Below are 21,868 nucleotides of genomic sequence, written 5' to 3'. Positions count from 1 at the left end.
AAACAGGCGTCTGAGATTCTGGAAGACATTTCTGTCGAGCCTGTGAACCGGCGTGTGTGAACCGACGCGACCTGCTGGCCGCGATGGGTGCCGGAATGGCCGGCCTCTCGGGCTGTTCGGGCCTGCTCGGCGGTGACGGCATGCCGGAGGAGACGCTGACGCCGGTGGAGGTGCCCCCGACCGAGACGCCCGACGGGACGCGCCCACCCGTCGGCGGGGGCGACCCCTGCGAGACCGACGACGGGCCGTACGACCCGGACCACCCGCCGGTCTACGACCTGCCGAGCGCGTCGTCGTGGTTCGACGACGTCGGCTGTCCCACTTTCGAGTGGGCGGCCAAGACCGTCTGCCACCACACCAGCGACATCGCGGAGGAGGACGTGGTGCTCGTCGGGATGGAGGACCGGGCGCTCGTCCAGGAGGACGCCGGGAAGGCGGTGTCCTTCGTCCTCGTCAACCGCGGCGACGGACCGGTCCGGACCCAGCCGGCCACCTGGTCGGTCCTCCAGCGCGACGACGCGGGGACCTGGGAGAGCGTCGCCGGCGGCGAACCGGGATGTACCAGGACAATCTACAGCGAGGAGTACCACTGGTGGCGCGTCGGCGTCCGGACGTCGGTTCCCTCGGGCGCGGTCAACGTGACGGGACTGCGGGTCGACCTGGAGCCCGGTATCTACGCCTTCGCCGTCCCGGTGTTGCGCGCCGACCGGCCGGACTTCGTCTGTGTCGCACCGTTTTCCGTGCGCCGGGTCGAACCCACTGGCCTCACACCCGAGACACCCGTCTCCGACCCCACCATCGTTGAACAGCCCGCAGCGGGCCGGGGGACGGCGACGCACGCGCCGAACGTGAGTTCCGAGCGCTAGCGGGACCGTGCGCCCCACAGGCGACAGCGAGGTGCCACACTCGCGACTCAAACGCCCGTTTGAGTCTGTTGAAGACCCTTTATCCCCGCTTGCGTACTATCGGCTACATGAAACTACGCCGCCGAACGTTCCTCGTCGCGCTCGCCGGGACCGCCGCGTCGGCGGGCTGTACGGGCGCTGCCGACCAGCCACAGGACGAGCGCCCCACCGAGACACAGACCCCGGCACCGACAGAGGACCCGAAGGCAGACACGCCCGAAGACCGCTTCGCCGACGAGCCCTGCCCGTCCTTCACGCAGACAGACCGCACCGTCTGCTGGCACAGCCGCGAGGACGGCGACGTCTTCCTCGAACCATCCGCCGAGGTACTCCGCGTCGGCGACGGCGACGACACCGTCGAGACGGTGACGTTCACGCTCCACAACGACGCCGACCGGGCGTTCAAACTGAACCCTCACGCCTGGGCGGTCAAGGAGAAGCTCGACGGCGAGTGGACCCACGTCGCGCCGGACGCGCACGTCGAACCGCAGATGGAGGTGCCGGCGGGGAAGACCTACGAGTGGGTGCTCTCGCGGCAGACCCACAGTTCGCCGATGGCCGAGCGAACCCTGGCGGTCACCGCCGACGTGACCCCCGGAGTGCACGCCTTCGCCGTCCACGGCTGGTACGGCGACGGCGACGACGCCGAGGACGTCGAGTGCATCGCGCTGTTCGAGGTGGAAGACGTCGTCACCGAATAAGCGTGAGGGCTTGCAGCGTGGCGCGGGCTACGCGTCGGCCTCGTCGGCATCGTCGGGGACGCCGGGAGCCTCCGCCACGTCCACTTGCTCGGGTTCCTCGCCGCCACCGACGACCAGTTCGCCGTCCCCCGTCTCGACGTAGACGTCGTCCGCGAACCCGCCCTCCGCGTGGGGGTGTTCGGGGTCGTCCAGTTTCCCGGGCGTCGACGGAGCCTCCGTGATGCCAGCGGCGGGCCGGAACTCGCCCAGCGGGTCGTCGATGGTGATGTCGTACTTCTGGAAGAAGTCCGCATAGCGGTCGTAGTGCGTTTCCACCTCGTCGACGGGGAACTCCATCATCTCCGTCCAGCCGTGGTTGTAGAAGTCGAAGTTGGCCTGGGCGTGGGTGATTTCGCGGGCCTCGGCCTCCGGGAAGCCGTCTTCCAGCGCCGCGACGTAGGTGTCCATCGTCGCGTCGAAGAAGTCGTCGAGGTGGGCCTTGCGCTCGGCGCGGCGGTCCGGGTCGGCGCGGTCCGAGAAGACGCTGGTGTGGATGTCGACCAGTTTGTCGTTGACGTACCCGCTGACGACCGGCGCAGTCAGTGCCTGCTTGGCTGCCCAGTGACGGACGTTCTGACGGATTTTCATCGCACCCGTGGTAGGGACACGAGACCCTTGAATCGTCCGGATGCGGGAGTCGCCAGCGGGGTGTGAGGGCGTCACAACCCCGCCACGGAGATAGCAATCCACATTAGGCCCCATATCCAACCGCCAGTTATGAGCACGTCGCACGTAATCGTCGGTGATGGCATCGCCGGGAGTTCCGCCGCCGAGACAATCCGGGAGCGGGACCCGGACGCGGACGTGACGGTCATCACCGACGAGGGAGAGGCACTGTACAATCGCATCCTCATCAAGGAGTTCGCCAAGGGGAAACTGCCCGAGGCCCCTATCTCTATCCACGAACCCGACTGGTACGAGGAGCGCGACGTCGACCTGCACCTGAACACCCACGTGACCGGCGTCGACACCGACGCTCACGAGGTCTACACCCACGAGGGCGAGTCCTTCGAGTACGACAAACTCCTGATTGCGACCGGCGGCACCCCGATACAGCTCCCGGTCGACAACTCCGACGCCGACGGCATCCACCACTTCTGGACCTTCCAGGACGCACGCAAGATTCGCGAACACGCCGACCAGGCGGAGAAGGGCATCGTCGTGGGTGCCGGCCTGCTCGGCATCGACCTCGCCGCAATCTGTGCCGCCCAGGACATCGAGGCGAACTACCTGATGCGGGGCAACCGCTGGTGGCGCTACGCGCTCTCGCTCGACGGGGCCGAAATCATCCACGACGCCCTCGAAGAGAACGGCGTCACGCCCGTCTTCGAGTCCGGCGTCGACCACTTCGAGACCGACGACGACGGCCACGTCACCGCCGCCGTCGACCCCAACGGCGACCGCTACGAGGGAGACTTCTGTGGCATCGCAATCGGCCTGGACTTCAACATCGAGTGGCTCCAGGACTCCGGCATCGAAACCGACGACGGCGTCGTCGTCGACGAGTACATGCAGACCAACGTCGACGACGTCTACGCCGCCGGCGACATCACCCAGTTCCACGACACCATCCTCGGCGAGCGCGCCCAGAACGGCGCCTGGGGCTCCGCAAAGGAACAGGGGGCGACTGCGGGCCGGAACATGGTCGCCGACAGCGAGGCCGAGGAGTTCCGCTGGGTCTCCTCGTACTCCATCACGCACTTCGACTTCCCGTTCCTCTCCTTCGGTCACCCGACGCTGGGCGAGGAAACCGCCGAGCGCAAGTACTCCGACAGCGAGTGGCGCCGTCTGGCCTTCAAGAACGGCCAGCTCATCGGCGGCGTCCTCATCGGCGACCTCTCCCAGCAGTCGAAGCTCAAACAGCTCATCCGCGAGGAGCGCCAGGTCGCCGACCAGAAGGAACTCCTGCTCGAAGAGGACATCGACCTGGAGAAACTCGAAGCGCCCGCCCAGGCGGAGTGACGCGTCCAGCCGGGACAGCCCGCCAGACCCACGCCCGGGACGGGACGAACGTGTAGCGACGACGGGTCGCACGTCCGGACGACGGCCGTGATTTTTGCCCGGTCACACCCCACGGAGAGCGATGGGCTCGAAGCGACGACGGTCCACCTGGCGCTGGCGGCGCTGTCGCTGCTCGCCTGCCGGCACCGCGGGCGGCTGTTCGAGTGTCTCGCCGGGCGGCCGTAGCGGCCGGTGTGACGGGTGAGGCGAATTTCGCGATTCGACACCGTTTTGCGCGCGCCCGGCGGAAACAGGCGTATGGACGGCGGCAGCAGCGACATGACCCTCGCGTTCGACCTGGAGGCGTTGAAGGAACTCGCGCGACCCGACGCGGCGTTCAGCAACGCGCGCCAGTGGAGCGAGTACGTGGGCGTCATCTCCGAGAAACCCACCTACGTCGTGACGAACTTCACCCGCAAGCACCGCATCCGCCAGGACTTCTTCTCCGGACCGCGGGGACGCGAGGAGAGTCTTGAGAACGTCAGAGAGCAGTTCGACACCGAGCGCCACGTCTACATCGGGACCACCGACGAGGACGCCGACGTGGCCGAGGCTGCCGGCTGGGAGTTCCTCTCCGTCGAGGAGGCCGCCGAGGCCGCCGGCTGGGAGCTCGGCGACGCCGAGGAGACCGCCGCGGCCGAGGAAGACACCCGCGACGATTGGCCGTAAACTACCCCACCTTACTCCCTCGGCGCATAAGCGCCTCGGTCATTGAGGATGGGGCTTTGATGTGGACTCCCAGCAATCAATCGCCAGCAATAGGCTGGTGACTCTTGCCGTTCAACGTCCCACCATTTATACGCAGGTTTACTTCTGCGTCTCCGCTCCCCGACTTGGGCGAGGAACGGAGTCTGTGTGTCCGCTTCCGAGCGTATCGTAGCCCGATGTTCTTCGCGGCGTTGTAGTCCGCGTTCACCTCGTAGCCGCACTTCTGGCAACAGAAGTGTTCTCCGTGACGATTATCGTCGTGCGTGAACCCACAGTCCGTCCGAGAACAGCGTTGAGACGTGTGGTTCGGCTCGACTTGCTCAACGGAGACACCGTGGTCTGGTGCTTTATACGCAACGTACTCGAATAGGCGTCGGAACGCCCATACATGGTGCCACTTCGCCTGCGGAAGCCGTTCGCGGATGTCCGTTAGGTCCTCGAACACGATAACGTCGCAGTCGTGTTCAACGGCTTCCGCGACAAGTTCATTGGCGACGGTGTGGATGTACTGTTTCCGCCATGCTTCTTCACGCTTGCCGAGTCGGAGCAGAGCGTTGTGTGCGGCTTGTGTGCCGCGCTGTTGCATCTTCCCACGTCGCTTCTCGAACTCGCGGCACCAGTGGTCGTAGTCGTTTCCCTCCCAGAAGCGCCCGGTTGAGGAGACGGCGAGGGAGTTAACGCCGAGGTCGATACCGAGGACCGTTTGATCGGGGTGCCCGGTATCTGCCGGAACCTCTGCGCCATCGCCGTCAATCCGTCGAGTCGAGATGTTGAGGTAGAACTCGTCTGTTGCCGCGTCGTACCGAAGCGTACTCTCGCGGAACTCGTAGTCTTCGGAGAGTACGTATCGCTCATAGGGCGTCGGACTGTCTGCCGGGAGAACAAACGACGGTTCGACCCGACCCTCAACAGTTGCCAGCGACACCTTGTCGCGGTAGAAGGTCGCGCTTCGCGTGTCGTAGTCCATCGTCTCAGCGGTAAACGTCGGTTGGGAGACTCGCTGTCTCTTCTTCCAGCGTTCGACAACGCCTTTGACGGCTTCGACCGCGCGGCGAATGGCGGCTTGAACGAGTTGTGCCTGTAGGTCCGTTTCCTCTCGGAGTTCGGAGTAGAGCGCGTCCCGAACCTCCCGTTTGTTGGTCTTGCACTCGGTGTATGAGATGTCGGACCAACAGTAGTCGCTGGTTCGGTTCGCGCAGTACAGGTATTGCTCAGCAGTTCGGTGGAGTGCGCCGCGGTGCTCGTCAGAAACGGCGAGTTTCACGACGGCAGTACGACGCACGCCTATACTTCAGAGAGGGATAGACGGTACTTATACATTCGGGAATCGGGCGGTCGCAGTATGCCGGTTGCGTCGTACCGTATCGGTTTCCTCTCCGGCCTACTCGCTCCCTTCGCTACGCTTCGGTCGCTCGTTGAGGCCGGAGGCACTACCTCAAAACGCTGAGACGAGCGACCCCTCCCGTTTTCCGCGTCCCAGACGATACATTGGGTATGCCCAGCGACACGAACGTCGACGTCGAGGTAGAGGTCGAAGTCGAAGTGGATTCGGACGAACTGGAGGCAGAACTGGACGACCCGCGAGAGGCGGAGGTAGAACTCGAAACCGACGGCCTGGAAATCGAGGCCGAAATCGAAGTCGAAGTCGAAACACGGGAGAGTGATGACGCGGACGTCGAAGGCGAGGACGACCACGACGAAGCCGAGGCCGTGGAGAAAGACGACGCAGAGGGGACCGACTGGGAAACGAGCGGCGGCCAGGACGAGCAACGAGAAACTGCCGAGGACGAGACGGACAGGGCCGTGACCGACGAGGAGGACGTCGAACCGATGGAACTGGAGAAGGACCGCGACGAGGAGGAGTAGCCCGGCCCGGAACGAGCAGCCGGTTCCGCGGTCTTTATCCACCGGAGCACCGTACGGAGGGCAATGGCAGAGCCAGGCGTTCCGGGCGGGGCGAGCGAAGAACTCGACCTGCCCTGCGGGAGGACGGTCCGCGCCTACGACCTTGACCTGGGGGTCCGCGAGTTCGACTGTTCCTGCGGGGAGAGTCACGCTGTCGTGATGGACATCCACCCGCTCTCGCGGTTCGTTCCCGAGTTCATGGTCGACATCCTCCGGCAGACCGTCGACACCGCCGACGACTTCGACGAGTTCACGACCGCCCACCTGATGGGGATGATTCGCGAGGAGTTCCCCGAGGAGATAGTCAGCGCGGACCTCTCCGACGACGGGCACGTTGGCTACGCGCTGGTGTGGGTTGCCGACATCGACTCGCGGCGGCTCCACGAAATCGCCGTCGAGTTGCTGGTGGAACTGATGGAACACGCCGTCAGCCACGCTGAGGACGGGACCGCGATGGGCGAGTTCGAGAAACAGATGCAGGAGTTCGACGTCGCCGCATTCGTCGAGGAGTACCGCGCCGAGCGCAACCTCGAAACCGAACACGACACCGCGATTTAGCGGAGCAGCGGTCAGTTACTCGTAGACCTCGGCGAGGAAGTCACGTAGATGCGCAGTGACTTCCTCGGGTCGCTCCAGATTCGAGGGGTGTCCGGCACCGGGCACCAGTTCCATCCGACCCTGCGGGAGCGCGTCCACGGTGCGGCGGGCGCGCTCGGGCGGAATCGACTGGTCTTCCTCGCCGTGAATCGCCAGCGCCGGGACGTCGACTGCGTCGAGTTCGTCGAGGACGCCCGGTTCGGTGCGCCAGGACTCGATTTCTGCGGCGACGGCGTCGCCAGGGTAGGTGTGCCAGCGGTCGACCCAGTGCTGGACGAGGTCGGCCTGCTCCGCGTGGGCGCGCTCGGAGAACATCAGGTCGGCGGACATCTCGGCCATCTCCAGCGGCATCCGGTCGGCCCCGCGGGCGCCCTCGGCCAGGCCGCCGTACTCCGCGCGTTCCTCCTCGGTGTAGGCCTCGGCCATCGAGTCGACGAGCACGAGTCCGTCGAGGCGGTCGAGGTGGGCGAGCGCGAAGCGGACGGCGACGAAGCCACCCATCGACATGCCCGCCAGAACGCAGGAGTCGACGTCGAGCGCGTCCAGCACGACACGGCAGTCCTCGACTAAGTCGTCGAGGTCGTAGGGGCCCTGCCAGCGGTCGGTGCGGGCCCGCAGGTCGTAGGAGACGACGCGGTACTCGTCTGCTAACGCCGCTGCCTGCGGGTCGAACATCGTCCGGTCCATGAGCGTCCCGTGGAGACACAGCAGAACCGGTCCCTCGCCGCGGTCGTCGACCAGTGTGTCGGTCCGGTAGCGGTACATCGCCGCGCCCGGGTTCTCCTCGCTGTCAATGCTCGCACTCTCCTCGCTGTTCATACCCGTTCTAGTCGCCCGCGGTCGAAAACGGTCGCCCCAAACTGATGAGGTAGCGGACGCCAAATTGGTGAGGGAACGGACGCCGCGTCGGTCCGGTGGCCGTCAGCCGACAGCGAAACCGTATGACAGAGTGGCACACGAACCCGACCCGTCGCCGTCCCTCGGTTCGGCGAGAACGGCCGTCTGACGCGTGTCTGACGCCGTTTAATGAGGATGCAGGTATAGAGTAGGAACATGGCGATACGTCACGGCGAGTTCGAGCGCATCAGGTCCGTGCTCGAGGACGCCGACCACGACGGCCCGCTGACGGCCCGGGAGATTCTCGACCTGCTCGAAGAGCACGGCGAGGATTTCGACAGCGCCCACCGCGTCGCGACGGTCCTCGGGCGGCGGGAGGAGACCGGCGACGTGGAGGTCATCCGCGACCAGCCCTACCGCTACCGGTTCGTCGACGAGAACAACTGACCGGCGGGTCCACGGCCACCCCAGTGCCGCCCCGACAGTTCTGCTGCTATCGACCGTTCGACAGTCACCGGAGAGTCCTCTCCGTCCAGACCGGACCGTGCGAGGCGACACCGTGGTAGGCCACCACAATACGATATTCGAAATTCGGCTTCGATGTTCGTACTCTATCGCCGGGCTTATTACGATGTGCAGGCTTCGACCGGGTAATGAAGGGCGAGGACCGGACGATACTGCTCATCGGTAGCGGGCCAATAAAGATCGGTCAGGCGGCCGAGTTCGACTACTCGGGTGCGCAGGCGTGTCGCGCGCTCCGCGAGGAGGGCGCGCGAGTCGTCCTGGTGAACTCGAACCCCGCGACCATCATGACGGACCCGGAGATGGCCGACGAGGTGTACATCGAGCCCATCAACACCGAAGCCATCGCCGAAATCATCCGGAAGGAACAGCCCGACGGCGTCATCGCCGGGCTTGGCGGCCAGACCGGCCTCAACGTCACCGCGGAACTCGCCGAGGAGGGCGTCCTCGACGAACACGACGTCGACGTCATGGGGACGCCGCTGGACACCATCTACGCCACGGAGGACCGCGACCAGTTCCGCCAGCGGATGGAGTCCATCGACGAGCCGGTCCCCGAGTCCGTCACCATCGAGAGCATGGACGAGGTGGAGGAGGCCGTCGAGGCCGTCGGCGGGCTCCCCGTCATCATGCGGACGACGTACACGCTCGGCGGTGCCGGGTCGGGCGTCATCGACGACATGGACGAACTGAAGGAAGCCGTCAGGAAGGGCCTGCGCCTCTCGCGGGACAACCGCGTGATGATTACGGAGTCCATCGACGGCTGGATCGAACTGGAGTACGAGGTCATGCGGGACGCCGACGACTCCTGTATCATCATCTGCAACATGGAGAACCTGGACCCGATGGGCATCCACACCGGCGAGTCCACCGTCGTCACGCCCAGCCAGGTCATCCCCGACGAAGGCCACCAGGACATGCGCGACACGGCCCTGAAGGTCATCCGCGAACTCGGTATCCAGGGCGGCTGTAACATCCAGTTCGCCTGGCAGGACGACGGCACGCCCGGCGGCGAGTACCGCGTCGTCGAGGTCAACCCCCGCGTCTCCCGGTCCTCGGCGCTGGCCTCGAAGGCGACGGGCTACCCCATCGCCCGCGTCACCGCGAAGGTCGCACTCGGCAAGCGCCTCCACGAAATCGAGAACGAGATTACCGGCGAGACGACCGCCGCCTTCGAACCGGCCATCGACTACGTCGTGACCAAGATACCGCGCTGGCCCAAGGACAAGTTCCGCGACGTGGAGTTCGAACTCGGGCCAGCGATGAAGTCGACGGGCGAGGCGATGGCCATCGGCCGGACCTTCGAGGAGTCGCTGCTGAAGGCACTGCGGTCGACGGAGTACAACCCCGCCGCAGACTGGAGCGAGATTAGCGACGAGGAACTCGAAGAGAAGTACCTCGTCCGCCCGACGCCCGACCGCCCGTACGCGATGTTCGAGGCCTTCGAGCGCGGCTACAGCGTCGAGGAAGTCTCCGAACTGACGGAAATCCGCGAGTGGTACGTCGAGCGCTACGAGCGCGTCGCCGACGCCGCCGAGGCGGCCGCCGCCGGCGAGTTCCAGACCGCTGCGGAGGCCGGTTTCACCGACCACGAGATTACCGCTCTCGCGGGCGGCGACTTCGACGACACGCACGCGTCCTGGCTGCCGGACCGCCTGCTGGACTCGCGCGGTGCCGTGGAAGGCAGCGAAGCGGGCACGCCACAGGCCGACGGTGGGACCGCGGCGGACCTCGACACAGTGGACGACGCGACGGTCGACCGCGACTTCAAACTGGTCGACACCTGTGCCGGCGAGTTCGCCGCGACGACGCCGTACTACTACTCGACGCGGGACCCCATCTCGGAACTGCACCGCGACGAACTCCAGGTCGACCGCGACGTCGAGAGCGTCGTCGTGGTCGGCGGCGGCCCCATCCGTATCGGGCAGGGCGTCGAGTTCGACTACTGCTCGGTCCACGCCGTCAACGCCCTCGAAGAGCTTGGCATCGACGCCCACGTCGTCAACAACAACCCCGAGACGGTGTCGACGGACTACGACACCTCGGACGGCCTGTTCTTCGAACCGGTCACCGCCGAGGAGGTTGCCGACGTCATCGAGGCGACCAACGCGGACGGCGTGATGGTCCAGTTCGGCGGCCAGACCTCCGTCGACATCGGCCACCCGCTGGAGGAGGAACTCGCCCGGCGCGACCTCGACTGCGATATTATGGGTACGTCCGTCGACGCGATGGACCTCGCGGAGGACCGCGACCGGTTCAACCAGCTGATGGACGAACTCGGCATCGCACAGGCCGAGGGTGGCTCCGCGACCAGCGAGGAGGAGGCGCTGGAACTGGCCCACGACATCGGCTACCCGGTGCTCGTACGCCCCTCCTACGTGCTGGGCGGGCGCGCGATGGACGTCGTCTACAACGACGAGGACCTCCAGACCTACATCGAGGAGGCCGTTCGCGTCTCCCCGGACAAGCCCATCCTCGTGGACGACTTCCTCGCGGACGCGGTGGAACTGGACGTCGACGCCGTCGCCGACGAGGACGACGTGCTCATCGGCGGCGTCATGGAGCACGTCGAGACCGCCGGCGTCCACTCCGGGGACTCCGCCTGCATGATTCCGCCCCGCTCGCAGGAGATCAAGGACGTCATGCCGCGCATCCGCGAAATCGCCGAAGACATCGCCGAGGCGCTGGAGACCGTCGGCCTGCTGAACGTCCAGCTTGCCGTCCGCGACGGCGAGGTGTACGTCCTCGAAGCGAACCCGCGCTCCTCGCGTACCGTTCCGTTCATCGCCAAGACGACGGGCGTTCCGCTGGCGAAGATTGCGGCGAAGGTCATGGCCGGCGCGAGCCTCGACGAACTCGACTACGAGGAGCACATTCCCGACCAGGTCTCCGTCAAGGAGGTTGTCCTGCCCTTCGACCGCCTGCCGGGCAGCGACCCGCGCCTCGGCCCGGAAATGAAGTCCACGGGCGAGGTCATGGGCACCGCCGGCTCCTTCGGCAAGGCCTACCAGAAGGCCCAGATGAGCGTCGGCAAGCCCATCCCGCTTTCGGGCACCGCCATCGTCGACCTGCCCGTGCTCGGCTTCGAGGAGCACTTCGACGTCCACGACCTGGACGACTTCGGCGACGAGGAACTCCAGGAGAAACTCCACAACGAGGAGATCGACCTCGTCGTCTCGCGGGACCGCGACGTCCTGGGGACCTGCGTGGACGAGACCATCACGTACTTCTCGACCATCGAGAGCGCCGAGGCGGCCCTGGAGGCCATCAACTCCGCCGACCAGCCACTCGCCGTGCAGGACATCGCCGAACGCCCCAAGACACAGCGCCAGTGGGGCGAGTGACCCAGCCGTAGCGAGTGGAACGTATCACTGAAATATGTGATAATGACGGCGTAATCTTTTATCCGAGCGGGTGCAATAGGTACGCTATCACGAGCGAACAGATGACCGAGGGAGACAGTTACCTGCGATTCACACCGCTGGCCGACCGCGGTGGCCTGGAGATCATCGACCGCATCGAGCGGCGACGGTACAAGCTCCACACGCCGGCGGCTGTCTCCCCTACGCCCGTCGACCCGGAGAGTTTCCGCTTCCCCGTCGGCCAGGCCGTGGCCGTGACGACGTCGGAACTGGTCTTGCCCCGCGTCGTCGGCGTCTACGTCCGCGACGACACCGGGTCGATGGTCGCCGAGGTGGAACACCTCGACAGCGTCTCGCTGCCCGCGGGGACCTACACGCTGGAACTCTCGACGCAGATAAAGACGTACATCCGCGTCGAGGGTCCCCTGGAGATCGCGGCCGACTTCAGCCAGACGCGGATTGGCCTGCCGGAGTCGAGCAGGGTCGCCATCGGGGCGCGGTCACGACACAAGCGCCCGGCCGATACGATTACCACGACTACAGACCCGCGGGACATGATGGCGGCAGTAGAAACGTTCGGGTCGGCGCTGAAGACTGCCGACCCCGAGCGCTCGTACCCCACACTCCGCGGTCACCCGCCTGCGGTCGAACTCGGCGAGACACTGGATATTCCCAGTGGCATCGAGCGCCCGGATACCGGCATTCGACTCGAACTGCCGCCGACGCTGCCAGCCATCTACGTCGCCGCACCCCTGGCGTTCTATCTCGGGGCCGAACTGGAGCCCGGAACGGAGCCACGACTGGTAACCACGACCGGGTTCGAACACACGTTCAGCCGAGATCGGTTCGAGAGAGAAGTCGAGCACGCCCTCAAACAGGTGTTCTTCCTGGACTGCGTGACTCGGACGGAAGGGTACTACGAGATCGACCTCCACGAGCGAAACGCCGTCGAACCCCACCTCGACCTCGACTTCGAAGCGCTATACGACCAGACACTCGCAGAGCAAGTCGAAACCTATCTCCAGGTCCCGTACGAGCTGTTGGCCGACCACATCCCCCAGTGGCGGCTGACGACACACGTCGAGCCGACGCCTGATGCTATCGAGCAGTTGCCGTTCGTCATCGACGACCTGAGCGTGATTCGGACCGCAGAGACGGACAGTCAGCCAGAGCCGAGCATCACGCCGGAGTTGAATCGGGAGTTCACGCGCGACGAAGTCATAACGCGTTCGACGGCGACGTCACCGGAGACGACCGAACGGTCGTTCGTCCAGCCTGAATCCACTGGTGCGCTGGAGGAGGCGTGGATCGGCGAGAGCATCCCTATCGGTGCGAGTAAACTGACGATAGACGCCTTCGAGAACCGACTGGAGCGGGAGACAACGGACGGAGACATCACAATCAGCATCGTCGTGAACGACGAGCGGATGAACGAGGAAGAGGACCTGGTCGACGGGGTGTACGGCGACCGCGACAATCTCCCGTTCGACGTGAGCGTCCACCGTAATACGACGGTAGCAGAACTTCGGGAGTTGCTGACCAGACGGACGGGTTTTCTCCACTACATCGGGCACACCGAACAGGATGGGCTCGAGTGCGCAGACGGGAAGTTAGACGTGCGGACGGTCGAAGAGACTGGTGTCGACGCGTTCCTCCTCAACTCCTGCAACTCGTACGAACAGGGACTGTCGCTCATCGAAGCCGGCGGTATCGGGGGAATCGTCACGCTGAACGAGGTCATCAACGAGGGAGCAGTCAAGATGGGGGAGACGATTGCGCGACTGCTCAATTCCGGCTTCCCACTTCGGGCAGCACTCACAATCGCCCGAGACGAAAGCGTGCTTGGTGGGCAATACATCGTCGTCGGTGACGGAGGGATGACGGTGACACAGGCAGCTACGATGACGCCCAACCTCCTTGAGATTGAAAAGTCCGGGAGCAAGTACGAGATACACTACAAAACTTTCGCTACAGACAATGCAGGGCTAGGGAGCGTTGTGATACCGTATTTCGAACATGTAGAGGAATACTTTTTAAGTTCTGGCGAAATCGGGACATTCCGTTTGGATGAGTCGGGCCTCTCTCGGTTCCTTGAACTGGAGCAAGTACCCGTACGTGTCAATGACAATCTCTTTTGGAGCCGGTCGCTGAGGCTCAAGGATTTGTTCTAATCGACAGATGACTTCTGTAAGAAATTAGGGGCCGACTAGCGTGTTTGCATTCCCCGCTGCCACGTTCCCTGCTTGCGTGAGAAGCAGCATCATCGTGAACAGGACGCCGATCATTCGTGGGTGCTCTGCCAGGTACGACGCAATGTCGTTGTCTGCCATGGTACACCCGAAATGTTAGGCGCGACTGAATTAAATTTTTCTGATGTTTTCTAATATGTAATTTATTGTATTAAGCAACGAGTGGGTAAGTATTGCACTCGTAATCAGTCTCAAAGCTGAGTATTGCGAATATCATCTATCTGTAGATTGAACGACTAGTTATCGGATTGTACGTCTACCTATTTGATACTATTGCCTGCAAATGGCACTACCTTTTTTAGCTATCCGGATAATTATGGGATAGCAATCAACCTGACCGCCGCGGCCATTCCAGCAGCGGCCGGCCGCGCAGTCGGGTTATCACAAACGATGACTGCTCACCAGCCAGAGATGACGACGGAAACCGTCGAGATTCCCCGTTCGATACTCGGGACCAGCGCCCGCGCCGGTCAGCGGGAGGCACCGCTCGTCCGCAGCGAGGAACTCGAATCCCTGGACGAGTCCGTCCTCGAGGTACCGACGCCGCTCATCGACGTGGCGGAGTCCCAGCCCATCCGCGTCCTCCACGTCGACGACAACCCCGACATCACGGAGGTGACGTCGGTGTTCCTCGAACGCATCAACGACCGCTTCGACGTGATGACCGAGACCACCGTCGTCGAAGCACTCGAAACGCTCCGGCGGTCGGAGGTCGACTGCATCATCAGCGACTACCAGATGCCCAACACCGACGGCCTGGAGTTCCTGGAAATCGTCCGCGACAGGCATCCAGACCTCCCGTTCATCCTCTACACGGGGAAAGGGAGCGAGGAGATAGCGAGCGAAGCTATCGCCACCGGCGTCACAGACTACATGCAAAAGCGGGGCGGCAGCGACCAGTACGAGGTGTTGTCGAACCGCATCGAGAACGCCGTCGAGCAGTACCGGACCCAGCAGCAGTTCTGGGACGCGCTCTCGTGGTACCAGCGTCTCGTGGAGCAGAACATCGCGGGCGTGTTCGTCATCCAGGACAGGGAACTCGCCTACGTCAACCAGAAGCTCGCGGACATCTTCGGCTACGACCAGGGCGACCTCATCGGGGAACCGCCCGTCGTACTCGCGTCCCCCGGCGAGCGCGACCGCGTCGAGCGGGCACTCAAACACTGTCGCAGGACGCCGAGCGAGACGTTCGAGGACGAGTTTACCGGGAAACGACGGAGCGGCGAGGACATCACCGTCGAAGTTCACGGCGGCCCGGTGGAGTACAACGACGAACAGGCCATTCTCTGCATCCTCCGCGACGTGAGCGGACAGTCCTAAGTCCCAGCTCCGAGTTGCCGAGAAGCGACAATCGCCCGACAGGCATACGAACGCTTTATCGCGCATGGGTGAGTAGCCCGGCCAAGTAGGAGATGAGTCAGGGCGAGGAGTATCTGCAGGTGGTGTCGCTGGACGACCGGCCCGGCCTCCGAATCGTCGACCGGATAGAGCGCAAGCGGTACGCGCTGGAGACATCGAAGCCGGTCTCCCCGACTCCCGCAGACCCGGAGGAGTGTCCCTTTCCGGTGAGCAAAGCGGTCCGGATAGCGACCGAGGAACTGACGCTACAGCGGGTGGTCGGCGTCTACGTCCGCGACGAGTCCCAGTCGATGCTGACTGCCGTCGAACATCAAGAGAGTGCCTCGCTGCCAGCGGGGACCTACACGCTGGAGTTGGCGACGCAGATCAAGACGTACCTGGAGGTAGAGGGACCAGTCGAAATATCGTCGGATGTCGAGCGGACGCGAATCGAGTTCCCGGCGACGACAGACGTTCTGGTCGGCATCCGGTCGCGTCACGAGCGCCCGGCGGCAACCGTTACCACCACAGCCGACCCCCTGGACGTGATGCAGGCAATCGAGACGTTCGGCTCGGCGCTGAAGACCGCCGACCCCGAACGGTCGTACCCCACGCTCCGCGGGCACCCACCCTCGGTCGACCTCGGCGACAGTCTCGACATTCCCGAAGGACTTGACCGTCCCGACACCGGCGTCCGCCTCGAACTCCCCCCGACCCGCGCTGCACTCTACGTCGCCGCCCCACTCGCCTACTACCTCGGCGCGGAACTCGTCCCGGGCGAGGTACCGCTGCTGACAACCGATATGGGCTTCGAGTACGCGTTCGACCGGCAGTCCTTCGAAGCCGACGTCGAGCGCGTGCTCAAACAAGTCTTTTTCCTCGACTGCGTGACCCGGACTGAGGGACTCTACGACCTGAACCTCCACGAGCGTACCGCCGTCGAACCGCAGCTCGACCTCGACTTCGAAACCCTGTACGACCAACCGCTCGCCGAACAGGTCGCGACCTATCTGGGCATCCCCTACAGCATCATCGAGGAGCACGTGCCGCAGTGGCGACTCACCGCCCACGTCGAACCAGGCCCCGAGAGCGTCGAACAGATACCGTTTCTCGTTGACGACCTCGCCGTCGTTCGAACAGTGGGAGACGCGGAGACAGGCGGGTCGGCCGGACCGCACACCACCCGGACGTTCGCACGCGACGAGGAGATTTCGGGCGTCAGAGGGGATGGAGCCACCGGAAGCCGAGCCTACGTCAATCCGGGGGAGTCGGACAGCCTAGAGCAGGCCTGGGTCGGTGACAGCGTCCCCATCGGGGCGAGCAAACTGGTGACAGCGGCGTTCAGGAACCGCCTCGATCGCGAGACGGTAGACGGCGACATCGCTATCGCGGTCGTCCTCAACGACGGACGAATGGACGAGGAACAAGACGTCGTCGACCAGGCCTACGGCGACCGCGACGACCTCCCCTTCGACGTCAGTTTCCACCGCGACCCGACCGTGACCGAACTCCGGGACGTAATGCGTGAGCGAACTGACTTCCTGCACTACATCGGTCACACCGAGGCCGACGGCCTGGAGTGTACGGACGGAAAACTCGACATCGGTACCCTCGACGAGACTGGCGTCGATTCGTTCCTGCTGAACTCCTGCAACTCCTACGACCAGGGACTGCGATTCATCGAGGCGGGTGCAATCGGCGGCGTCGTTACGCTGAGCGACATTAGCAACCGGGAAGCGGTCCACGTCGGGGAACTGACGGCGCGCTTGCTGAACGCGGGCTTTCCGCTTCGGGCGGCTCTGACCATTGCCCGCGAGGAGAGCGTCCTCGGCGAGCAGTACATCGTCGTCGGTGACGGTGGCGCAACAGTGGCACAGCCACCGAGTATGACACCGAATTTACTCGACGTCAGGAAGCAAGACAGTGGATACGACCTGACTTATCGGACCTATGCCACGGACGAGGCAGGACTCGGAAGTGTGTTTGTACCCTTCGTCGAACACGTTGAGGAGTCGTTTCTCAATTCAGGCGTCCTGGGGACGTTCGAGTTCTCGAAATCGGACCTACGTCAGTTCCTCGACCTCGAACAGGTCCCGGTCCGGATAGACGGCGACCTCCACTGGAGCCAGTCCGTCGACCTCGACGAGGTCCTGTAGTCACGCAACGCCGTGGCAACTGGTCGAAGCGTGCCGGCTATTCCTCGGCCAGCGCCAGCACGTCGTCGAAGAAGTCCAGCGAATCGTTGGGACCGGGGTTGGCCTCGGGGTGGTACTGCCGCGTGATGATGGAGAGGTCGTCGTTCTCCAGGCCCTCGGGCGTGTCGTCGTTGACGTTGACCTGCGTGACGTTCAACTTGTCACCGGGGTCTGCAACGGTGTAGCCGTGGTTCTGGGTGGTCATGACGACGCGGTCGGTCCGGAGGTCACGCACGGGCTGGTTGACGCCGCGGTGGCCGAACTCCATCTTCTCGGTCTCGCCGCCGAGCGCGTTGGCGACGACCTGCTGGCCGAGGCAGATGCCCGCAAGCGGGAGGTCGCCGACGTACGCCTCGACGACCTCGCCGGCCTCCTCGAAGTTCTCGGGGTCGCCCGGCCCGTTCGAGATGAACAGCAGGTCGGGGTCCACGTCTGCGACGTCCTCGGCGGTGGCGTCGTAGGGCAGGCGGTGGACGACGGCGTCGCGCTCGACCAGCGAGTCCGTGATGGAGCCCTTCGCGCCGCAGTCGACGAGCGCGACCCGCGGCCCGTCGCCGTCGGGGTTGTGTACCTCGGGTTCGGTGACAGAGACCTGCTTGCCGATGTCGGTGTGGTCGGACATGTGCTTGCACTGGGCGAGTTCGTCCAGCGCGTCCTGCTCGGTGACGTCCGGCCCGGCGGCGATACCGCACTTCATCGCGCCCTCGTCGCGGATTTCCGTGACGATCTCCCGCGTGTCGAGGTGGTCGACTGCGGGGACGCCCTCGTCGGTGAGCCACTCGGCGACGTCGTCGGTGAGTTCGCGCGCGACAACGGCGTTGGGCTGGACCCGGTCGGACTCGAAGCGGTCCGCTCGGACGCCGTAGTTGCCGATGAGCGGGTACGAGAAGGTGAGGACCTGCTCCTCGTAGCTCGGGTCGGTGAGGCTCTCCTCGTAGCCCGTGTATGCGGTGGTGAAGACCAGTTCCCCGCGTGTCGTGCCCGGCGAGCGTGCGCGTGCCTCGATGACGCGCTCTCCCTCGACGGCGACGTAGGCGTCCGTCATTACGAGATACGTATGAAATATCGGTTGATAAGCGTTGCTTTCGAAGTCGAGTTACGAAATTCGTAGAATTGAAGTACTGACCCATGGTAGTCACGCATCTCGATGGACGAACTCGACCGGCAGATTCTGGATATCCTGCGCCGGGACGCCCGAACGCCGTACACGGAAATCGCGGACGACATCGGAACATCCGAGGGCACGGTCCGCAACCGCGTCGAGCAACTGGTCGAGGACGACGTCATCGAGCGGTTCACCGTCGCCACGCGGACGGGTAACGTGAAGGCGATGGTGGAGATAAGCGTCGACGTCAACGTCCAGACCGAGGGGCTGACCGAGCGGATGGCCGACTGGACGATGGTCGACTTCGTCTGGCAGGTCTCCGGCGAGGAGGACATCGTCCTCGTCGTCGACGCCACGGACACCTCCAGCCTGAACGACCTCATCACACGCGCACGCGAACTGGAGGAAGTGGTGTCGACGAAGACGAGGCTGATTCTGGACGAGTGGCTCGGCTGAGCGCAGCGAAGCGAGCCAGTGACACGGAATCCGGCGAGTGAGGCTGATTCTGGACGAGTGGCTCGGCTAGTCGAGCCACAGCAGAAGCCGGCGAGTGAGGCTGATTCTGGACGAGTGGCTCGGCTGAGCGCAGCCAGTAAACTGCGTACACAATCGAAGCCGGTTTGAGGGGGGTGGCCAATTGGAGAGACAATGAGCGCGGACGAGGAAGTCCACGAGAACGCAGGGCAGGACGTCATCGCGGTCGACGCGGACGACAACGAGCAGGGGCTGGTCAACCGGCTGGAGGCCCACACCGGCGAGGGCATCCGCCACCGGGCCTTCACGACGCTGCTGTTCGACGGGAGCGGCCACATTCTGCTGGCCCAGCGCAGCCCCGACAAGCGCCTGTGGGACACTCACTGGGACGGCACCGTCGCCTCCCACCCCGTCGAGGGGCAGTCCCAGGTCGACGCCGCCAGCGAGCGCCTCGACGAGGAACTCGGCATCTCTCCGGACCAGTACGACGACCTGCGCGTGACCGACCGCTTCGAGTACAAGCGCCACTACTACACCGACGGCGTCGAGCACGAGGTCTGTGCCGTCCTGAAGGCCACGCTGTCTGACACCAGCATCGACCCCGACCCCGCGGAGGTCGGCGGCGTGATGTGGGTGCCGTACGAGCACCTGTACGAGAACCCGCGGTTGTATCGCCAGCTCCGTCTGTGTCCCTGGTTCGAGATTGCGATGCGCCGGGACTTCGAGGAGTAGTCACTCCCCGGTCGGCGCGCCGCCGCCGATGCGCTCGGTGGCGTCGGCCGTCGCGGCATCCGCGAGTGCGCCGGACTGATTCTCACCGGAGGTAGCACCGCCCTCGGCCCGCGGGAGGGAAACGCCGACGACGCACCCGTCGTCCGTGTTCTCGAAGGAGAGGCTGCCGCCGTAGCGTTCGACGACCCAGTTCGCGAGCCACAGCCCCAGCCCGCTGGCGTGGGACAGCGGCGTCTCGCGGCCGGCCTCGACGGCGCGGTACTCCTGGGCGTCGATGCCGGGGCCGTCGTCGGCGACCGTCACGACCACCGACTCCGTGTCGCTCGCGGACTCGTCGAGTTCGACCTCGGCCTGCGGCCGGTCGGCGTCGTTGTGTTCGACGGCGTTGACGAGGAGTTCCTCGAAGGCGACGGTCACCGACGGCCCGGCCGCCACCGGGAGCGAGTCCGGGAGCGCGACGGTGATGTCCGCCCCGGGGTACTCGTCGGCGACGGCGTCGAGGTCGGAACCGAGCCGTTCCCCGAGGTCGATGGGACCGTCGGTCGTCTCGGAGAGCCGGGAGAGCTGTCCGACCTTGTTGCTGCGCTCGACGATGTCGTCGACCGTCTCGACGGCCGCGTCGAGGCGCTCGGCAGCGCCGTCGTCGACTGCCGACCGTGCGAGTTCGACGTGCCCGCGGACGATGTTGAGTTCGTTGCGGATGTTGTGCCGCAACACGCGGTTGAGCACGTCGAGGCGCTGTTCGCGCCGGCGCTGGTCGGTGACGTCGCGCAGGCTGACCAGCAGGCCGGTGACGGCCCCGTAGCCCCGGGCGAGCCGCGAGACCTGCACGTCGTAGTACCGGGCCTCGCCGCCGCCGTCCAGCCGCAGCGGGGACTCCCCGCCGTCGAGCGCGCCGGCGAGGTCCGGCAGACAGGCCGAGAGCGGCTGGCCGAGGTACGCCTCGTCGGTGGCACCGAGCAGCGACTCGGCCGCCTCGTTGGCGTCGACGACCCGCTCGGCCTCGTCGAGGATGAAGACGGCGTCGTCCAGGTCGGCCAGCACCGCCTCGCGGCCCAGGTCGCGGACCGCCGGCGCGACCCGGAGCAACTGCGCGCGGAACATCGCGACGGCGAGGACGACGCCGGTGACGACGTAGCCGACGCCGGTCGGGTCGACGCCGGGGGGCAACACGGAGAAGACGTACAGCGCGTTGCCGACCATCGGGACGGCGATGGCGACGAGCAACGCGGTGCTCTGGACCCGGTAGAGGCGGTTCGTCCGGAGTATGGTCCGGACGAGCAGGGCCGCGCCGCCGGCGACGAGCAGGTACGCGTAGACCTGCTGGGCCCAGAAGGCGAGCCCGAAGTCCATCACGAAGACGGAGAACTCGCCGAGAAACGCCGTGCTGGAATCGGTCCAGACCAGGTCGTGGCCCTCGGCAGTCCAGACGAGGAACACGAAGGCGGCGGGCCAGACCAGCAGGGCGGCGAGGCGACGCCGGCTCAACCACTCGTCGGTCCCGGTGTACTCGAGGACCGTGACGAGCCAGGCGATGGGAACGACCGCCGAGATGGTGAGTCCCACTTGCGTCCAGAACCGAATCGCGCCGATGCCGGCCGAGGCGACGGCCAGCCCCTCGGCGACGGCCCAGAAGCTCGCAGTGACGACGAACAGCGTCAGCGGTCGCGACCCCGGCCGGTCGCCGTGCACCCAGGCGGCGAAGGCCACCGCCGCGCCAACGACTGCCGCCAGCAGGACGACCGTGAGATACAGCGGCTGGACCATCGCTGTCACCGGGGGCAACGGAGCCCACCCCTATCAATCCACCCGGGACGGCGGGTCACGACGAGCGCGAACGCACCGCGGCCCAGACGGCGACGGCGGCCAGCAGGAACGCCGGCACCAGCGGCAGGACGAGGTAGGCGTCCCGCAGCGTCAGCCCGAGCGTCCCGATGAAGCCCTGGGCCTCCGGGAGGACGAGAATCGCGCCCGGGACGACGAAGAATGCGAAGACGATGACGCCGACGAGGAGCCAGCCCCGCCAGTCGAAGGTGCCCTCGCCGGTCGGGGCGCGCGAGGGCGGCGACGAGCGGGGCTGGTGGACGTACGCGTCGTCGCCCTCGGATTCGCCGTCCTCGGCGTCGACCGGCTGGCTGGTCGCGGACGTCCCCTCGTTCATGCGAAGCTATCGCCACTACGGTCGCAAAATACTGTCG

Annotated in this window: 21 protein-coding genes; 14 read left to right on the top strand and 7 right to left on the bottom strand. The window is 65.2% G+C overall.

Going from position 1 to position 21,868, the window contains the following annotated elements:
* Positions 1-56 precede the first annotated feature (56 nt).
* A complete protein-coding gene (locus tag WDJ57_RS17595) occupies positions 57-866 on the top strand; it encodes a hypothetical protein (protein ID WP_338902231.1) in 810 nt (269 codons plus the stop codon).
* 107 nt (positions 867-973) lie between these two features.
* Positions 974-1,606: a hypothetical protein gene (locus WDJ57_RS17590; RefSeq protein WP_338902230.1), complete on the top strand. Its 633-nt coding sequence runs from the start codon at positions 974-976 to the stop codon at positions 1,604-1,606.
* A gap of 27 nt (positions 1,607-1,633) precedes the next feature.
* Here the strand turns inward: WDJ57_RS17590 and WDJ57_RS17585 are convergent, their stop codons facing one another.
* Complete coding sequence (locus WDJ57_RS17585; RefSeq protein WP_338902229.1) at positions 1,634-2,233, bottom strand: DUF6149 family protein; 600 nt, start codon at positions 2,231-2,233, stop codon at positions 1,634-1,636.
* A 129-nt stretch (positions 2,234-2,362) separates the two neighbouring features.
* Between WDJ57_RS17585 and WDJ57_RS17580 the strand changes: the two genes are divergently transcribed.
* From WDJ57_RS17580 to WDJ57_RS17570, 3 genes are all read left to right on the top strand, one after another.
* Positions 2,363-3,607, top strand: coding sequence for an NAD(P)/FAD-dependent oxidoreductase (locus WDJ57_RS17580; protein WP_338902228.1), 1,245 nt, complete (start codon positions 2,363-2,365; stop codon positions 3,605-3,607).
* Between the two features lie 87 nt (positions 3,608-3,694).
* On the top strand, positions 3,695-3,832 hold the full coding sequence (locus tag WDJ57_RS17575; RefSeq protein ID WP_338902227.1) for a hypothetical protein: 138 nt from the start codon (positions 3,695-3,697) through the stop codon (positions 3,830-3,832).
* Positions 3,833-3,904: 72 nt separating this feature from the next.
* Positions 3,905-4,315, top strand: a complete 411-nt coding sequence (locus tag WDJ57_RS17570) for a DUF7124 domain-containing protein (protein WP_338902226.1) — start codon at positions 3,905-3,907, stop codon at positions 4,313-4,315.
* A gap of 76 nt (positions 4,316-4,391) precedes the next feature.
* Here the strand turns inward: WDJ57_RS17570 and WDJ57_RS17565 are convergent, their stop codons facing one another.
* Positions 4,392-5,642 carry an RNA-guided endonuclease InsQ/TnpB family protein gene (locus WDJ57_RS17565; protein ID WP_338906312.1) on the bottom strand — a complete coding sequence of 417 codons (1,251 nt, stop codon included), beginning with the start codon at positions 5,640-5,642 and terminating at the stop codon, positions 4,392-4,394.
* Positions 5,643-5,848: 206 nt separating this feature from the next.
* Between WDJ57_RS17565 and WDJ57_RS17560 the strand changes: the two genes are divergently transcribed.
* Positions 5,849-6,220 carry a hypothetical protein gene (locus tag WDJ57_RS17560; RefSeq protein ID WP_338902225.1) on the top strand — a complete coding sequence of 124 codons (372 nt, stop codon included), beginning with the start codon at positions 5,849-5,851 and terminating at the stop codon, positions 6,218-6,220.
* A gap of 63 nt (positions 6,221-6,283) precedes the next feature.
* Positions 6,284-6,817 (top strand): DUF5815 family protein, encoded by a 534-nt coding sequence (locus WDJ57_RS17555; protein WP_338902224.1) that lies wholly within the window; start codon positions 6,284-6,286, stop codon positions 6,815-6,817.
* Positions 6,818-6,832: 15 nt separating this feature from the next.
* Here the strand turns inward: WDJ57_RS17555 and WDJ57_RS17550 are convergent, their stop codons facing one another.
* A complete protein-coding gene (locus WDJ57_RS17550) occupies positions 6,833-7,675 on the bottom strand; it encodes an alpha/beta fold hydrolase (RefSeq protein WP_338902223.1) in 843 nt (280 codons plus the stop codon).
* Positions 7,676-7,909: 234 nt separating this feature from the next.
* Between WDJ57_RS17550 and WDJ57_RS17545 the strand changes: the two genes are divergently transcribed.
* The 3 genes from WDJ57_RS17545 to WDJ57_RS17535 all read left to right on the top strand — a co-directional run bounded on the left by WDJ57_RS17545 (position 7,910) and on the right by WDJ57_RS17535 (position 13,748).
* Complete coding sequence (locus WDJ57_RS17545; protein WP_338902222.1) at positions 7,910-8,140, top strand: hypothetical protein; 231 nt, start codon at positions 7,910-7,912, stop codon at positions 8,138-8,140.
* Between the two features lie 206 nt (positions 8,141-8,346).
* A complete protein-coding gene (carB, locus tag WDJ57_RS17540; RefSeq protein ID WP_338902221.1) occupies positions 8,347-11,559 on the top strand; it encodes a carbamoyl-phosphate synthase large subunit in 3,213 nt (1,070 codons plus the stop codon).
* Between the two features lie 101 nt (positions 11,560-11,660).
* Positions 11,661-13,748, top strand: a complete 2,088-nt coding sequence (locus WDJ57_RS17535; protein ID WP_338902220.1) for a hypothetical protein — start codon at positions 11,661-11,663, stop codon at positions 13,746-13,748.
* Positions 13,749-13,772: 24 nt separating this feature from the next.
* On the opposite strand, the gene WDJ57_RS17530 is transcribed toward WDJ57_RS17535, so the two are convergent.
* Positions 13,773-13,907, bottom strand: a complete 135-nt coding sequence (locus WDJ57_RS17530; protein ID WP_338902219.1) for a DUF7503 family protein — start codon at positions 13,905-13,907, stop codon at positions 13,773-13,775.
* A gap of 330 nt (positions 13,908-14,237) precedes the next feature.
* On the opposite strand from WDJ57_RS17530, the gene WDJ57_RS17525 reads away from it, so the two are divergent.
* Together WDJ57_RS17525 and WDJ57_RS17520 are read left to right on the top strand one after the other, a co-directional pair.
* Positions 14,238-15,146: a response regulator gene (locus tag WDJ57_RS17525; protein ID WP_338902218.1), complete on the top strand. Its 909-nt coding sequence runs from the start codon at positions 14,238-14,240 to the stop codon at positions 15,144-15,146.
* A 92-nt stretch (positions 15,147-15,238) separates the two neighbouring features.
* On the top strand, positions 15,239-17,320 hold the full coding sequence (locus WDJ57_RS17520) for a hypothetical protein (RefSeq protein ID WP_338902217.1): 2,082 nt from the start codon (positions 15,239-15,241) through the stop codon (positions 17,318-17,320).
* 37 nt (positions 17,321-17,357) lie between these two features.
* Here the strand turns inward: WDJ57_RS17520 and carA are convergent, their stop codons facing one another.
* Positions 17,358-18,404 carry a glutamine-hydrolyzing carbamoyl-phosphate synthase small subunit gene (carA, locus tag WDJ57_RS17515; protein ID WP_338902215.1) on the bottom strand — a complete coding sequence of 349 codons (1,047 nt, stop codon included), beginning with the start codon at positions 18,402-18,404 and terminating at the stop codon, positions 17,358-17,360.
* Between the two features lie 102 nt (positions 18,405-18,506).
* On the opposite strand from carA, the gene WDJ57_RS17510 reads away from it, so the two are divergent.
* Both WDJ57_RS17510 and WDJ57_RS17505 read left to right on the top strand, forming a co-directional pair.
* A complete protein-coding gene (locus tag WDJ57_RS17510; RefSeq protein ID WP_338902214.1) occupies positions 18,507-18,920 on the top strand; it encodes an Lrp/AsnC family transcriptional regulator in 414 nt (137 codons plus the stop codon).
* A gap of 192 nt (positions 18,921-19,112) precedes the next feature.
* Entirely contained in the window at positions 19,113-19,670 is a 558-nt protein-coding gene (locus WDJ57_RS17505) for an isopentenyl-diphosphate Delta-isomerase (protein WP_338902213.1), read from the top strand.
* On the opposite strand, the gene WDJ57_RS17500 is transcribed toward WDJ57_RS17505, so the two are convergent.
* A complete protein-coding gene (locus tag WDJ57_RS17500) occupies positions 19,671-21,437 on the bottom strand; it encodes a histidine kinase N-terminal 7TM domain-containing protein (RefSeq protein WP_338902212.1) in 1,767 nt (588 codons plus the stop codon).
* 55 nt (positions 21,438-21,492) lie between these two features.
* The gene (locus WDJ57_RS17495) at positions 21,493-21,831 is read right to left on the bottom strand and encodes a hypothetical protein (protein ID WP_338902211.1); all 339 of its coding nucleotides are present in this window, start codon (positions 21,829-21,831) and stop codon (positions 21,493-21,495) included.
* Between the last annotated feature and the right edge of the window lie 37 nt (positions 21,832-21,868).

Source organism: Salinibaculum sp. SYNS191, from assembly GCF_037338445.1.
Taxonomy (GTDB): Archaea; Halobacteriota; Halobacteria; order Halobacteriales; family Haloarculaceae; genus Salinibaculum; species Salinibaculum marinum.
Note: the sequence above shows the minus strand (reverse complement) of the source record. Positions and strands in the feature narration are given on the sequence as shown.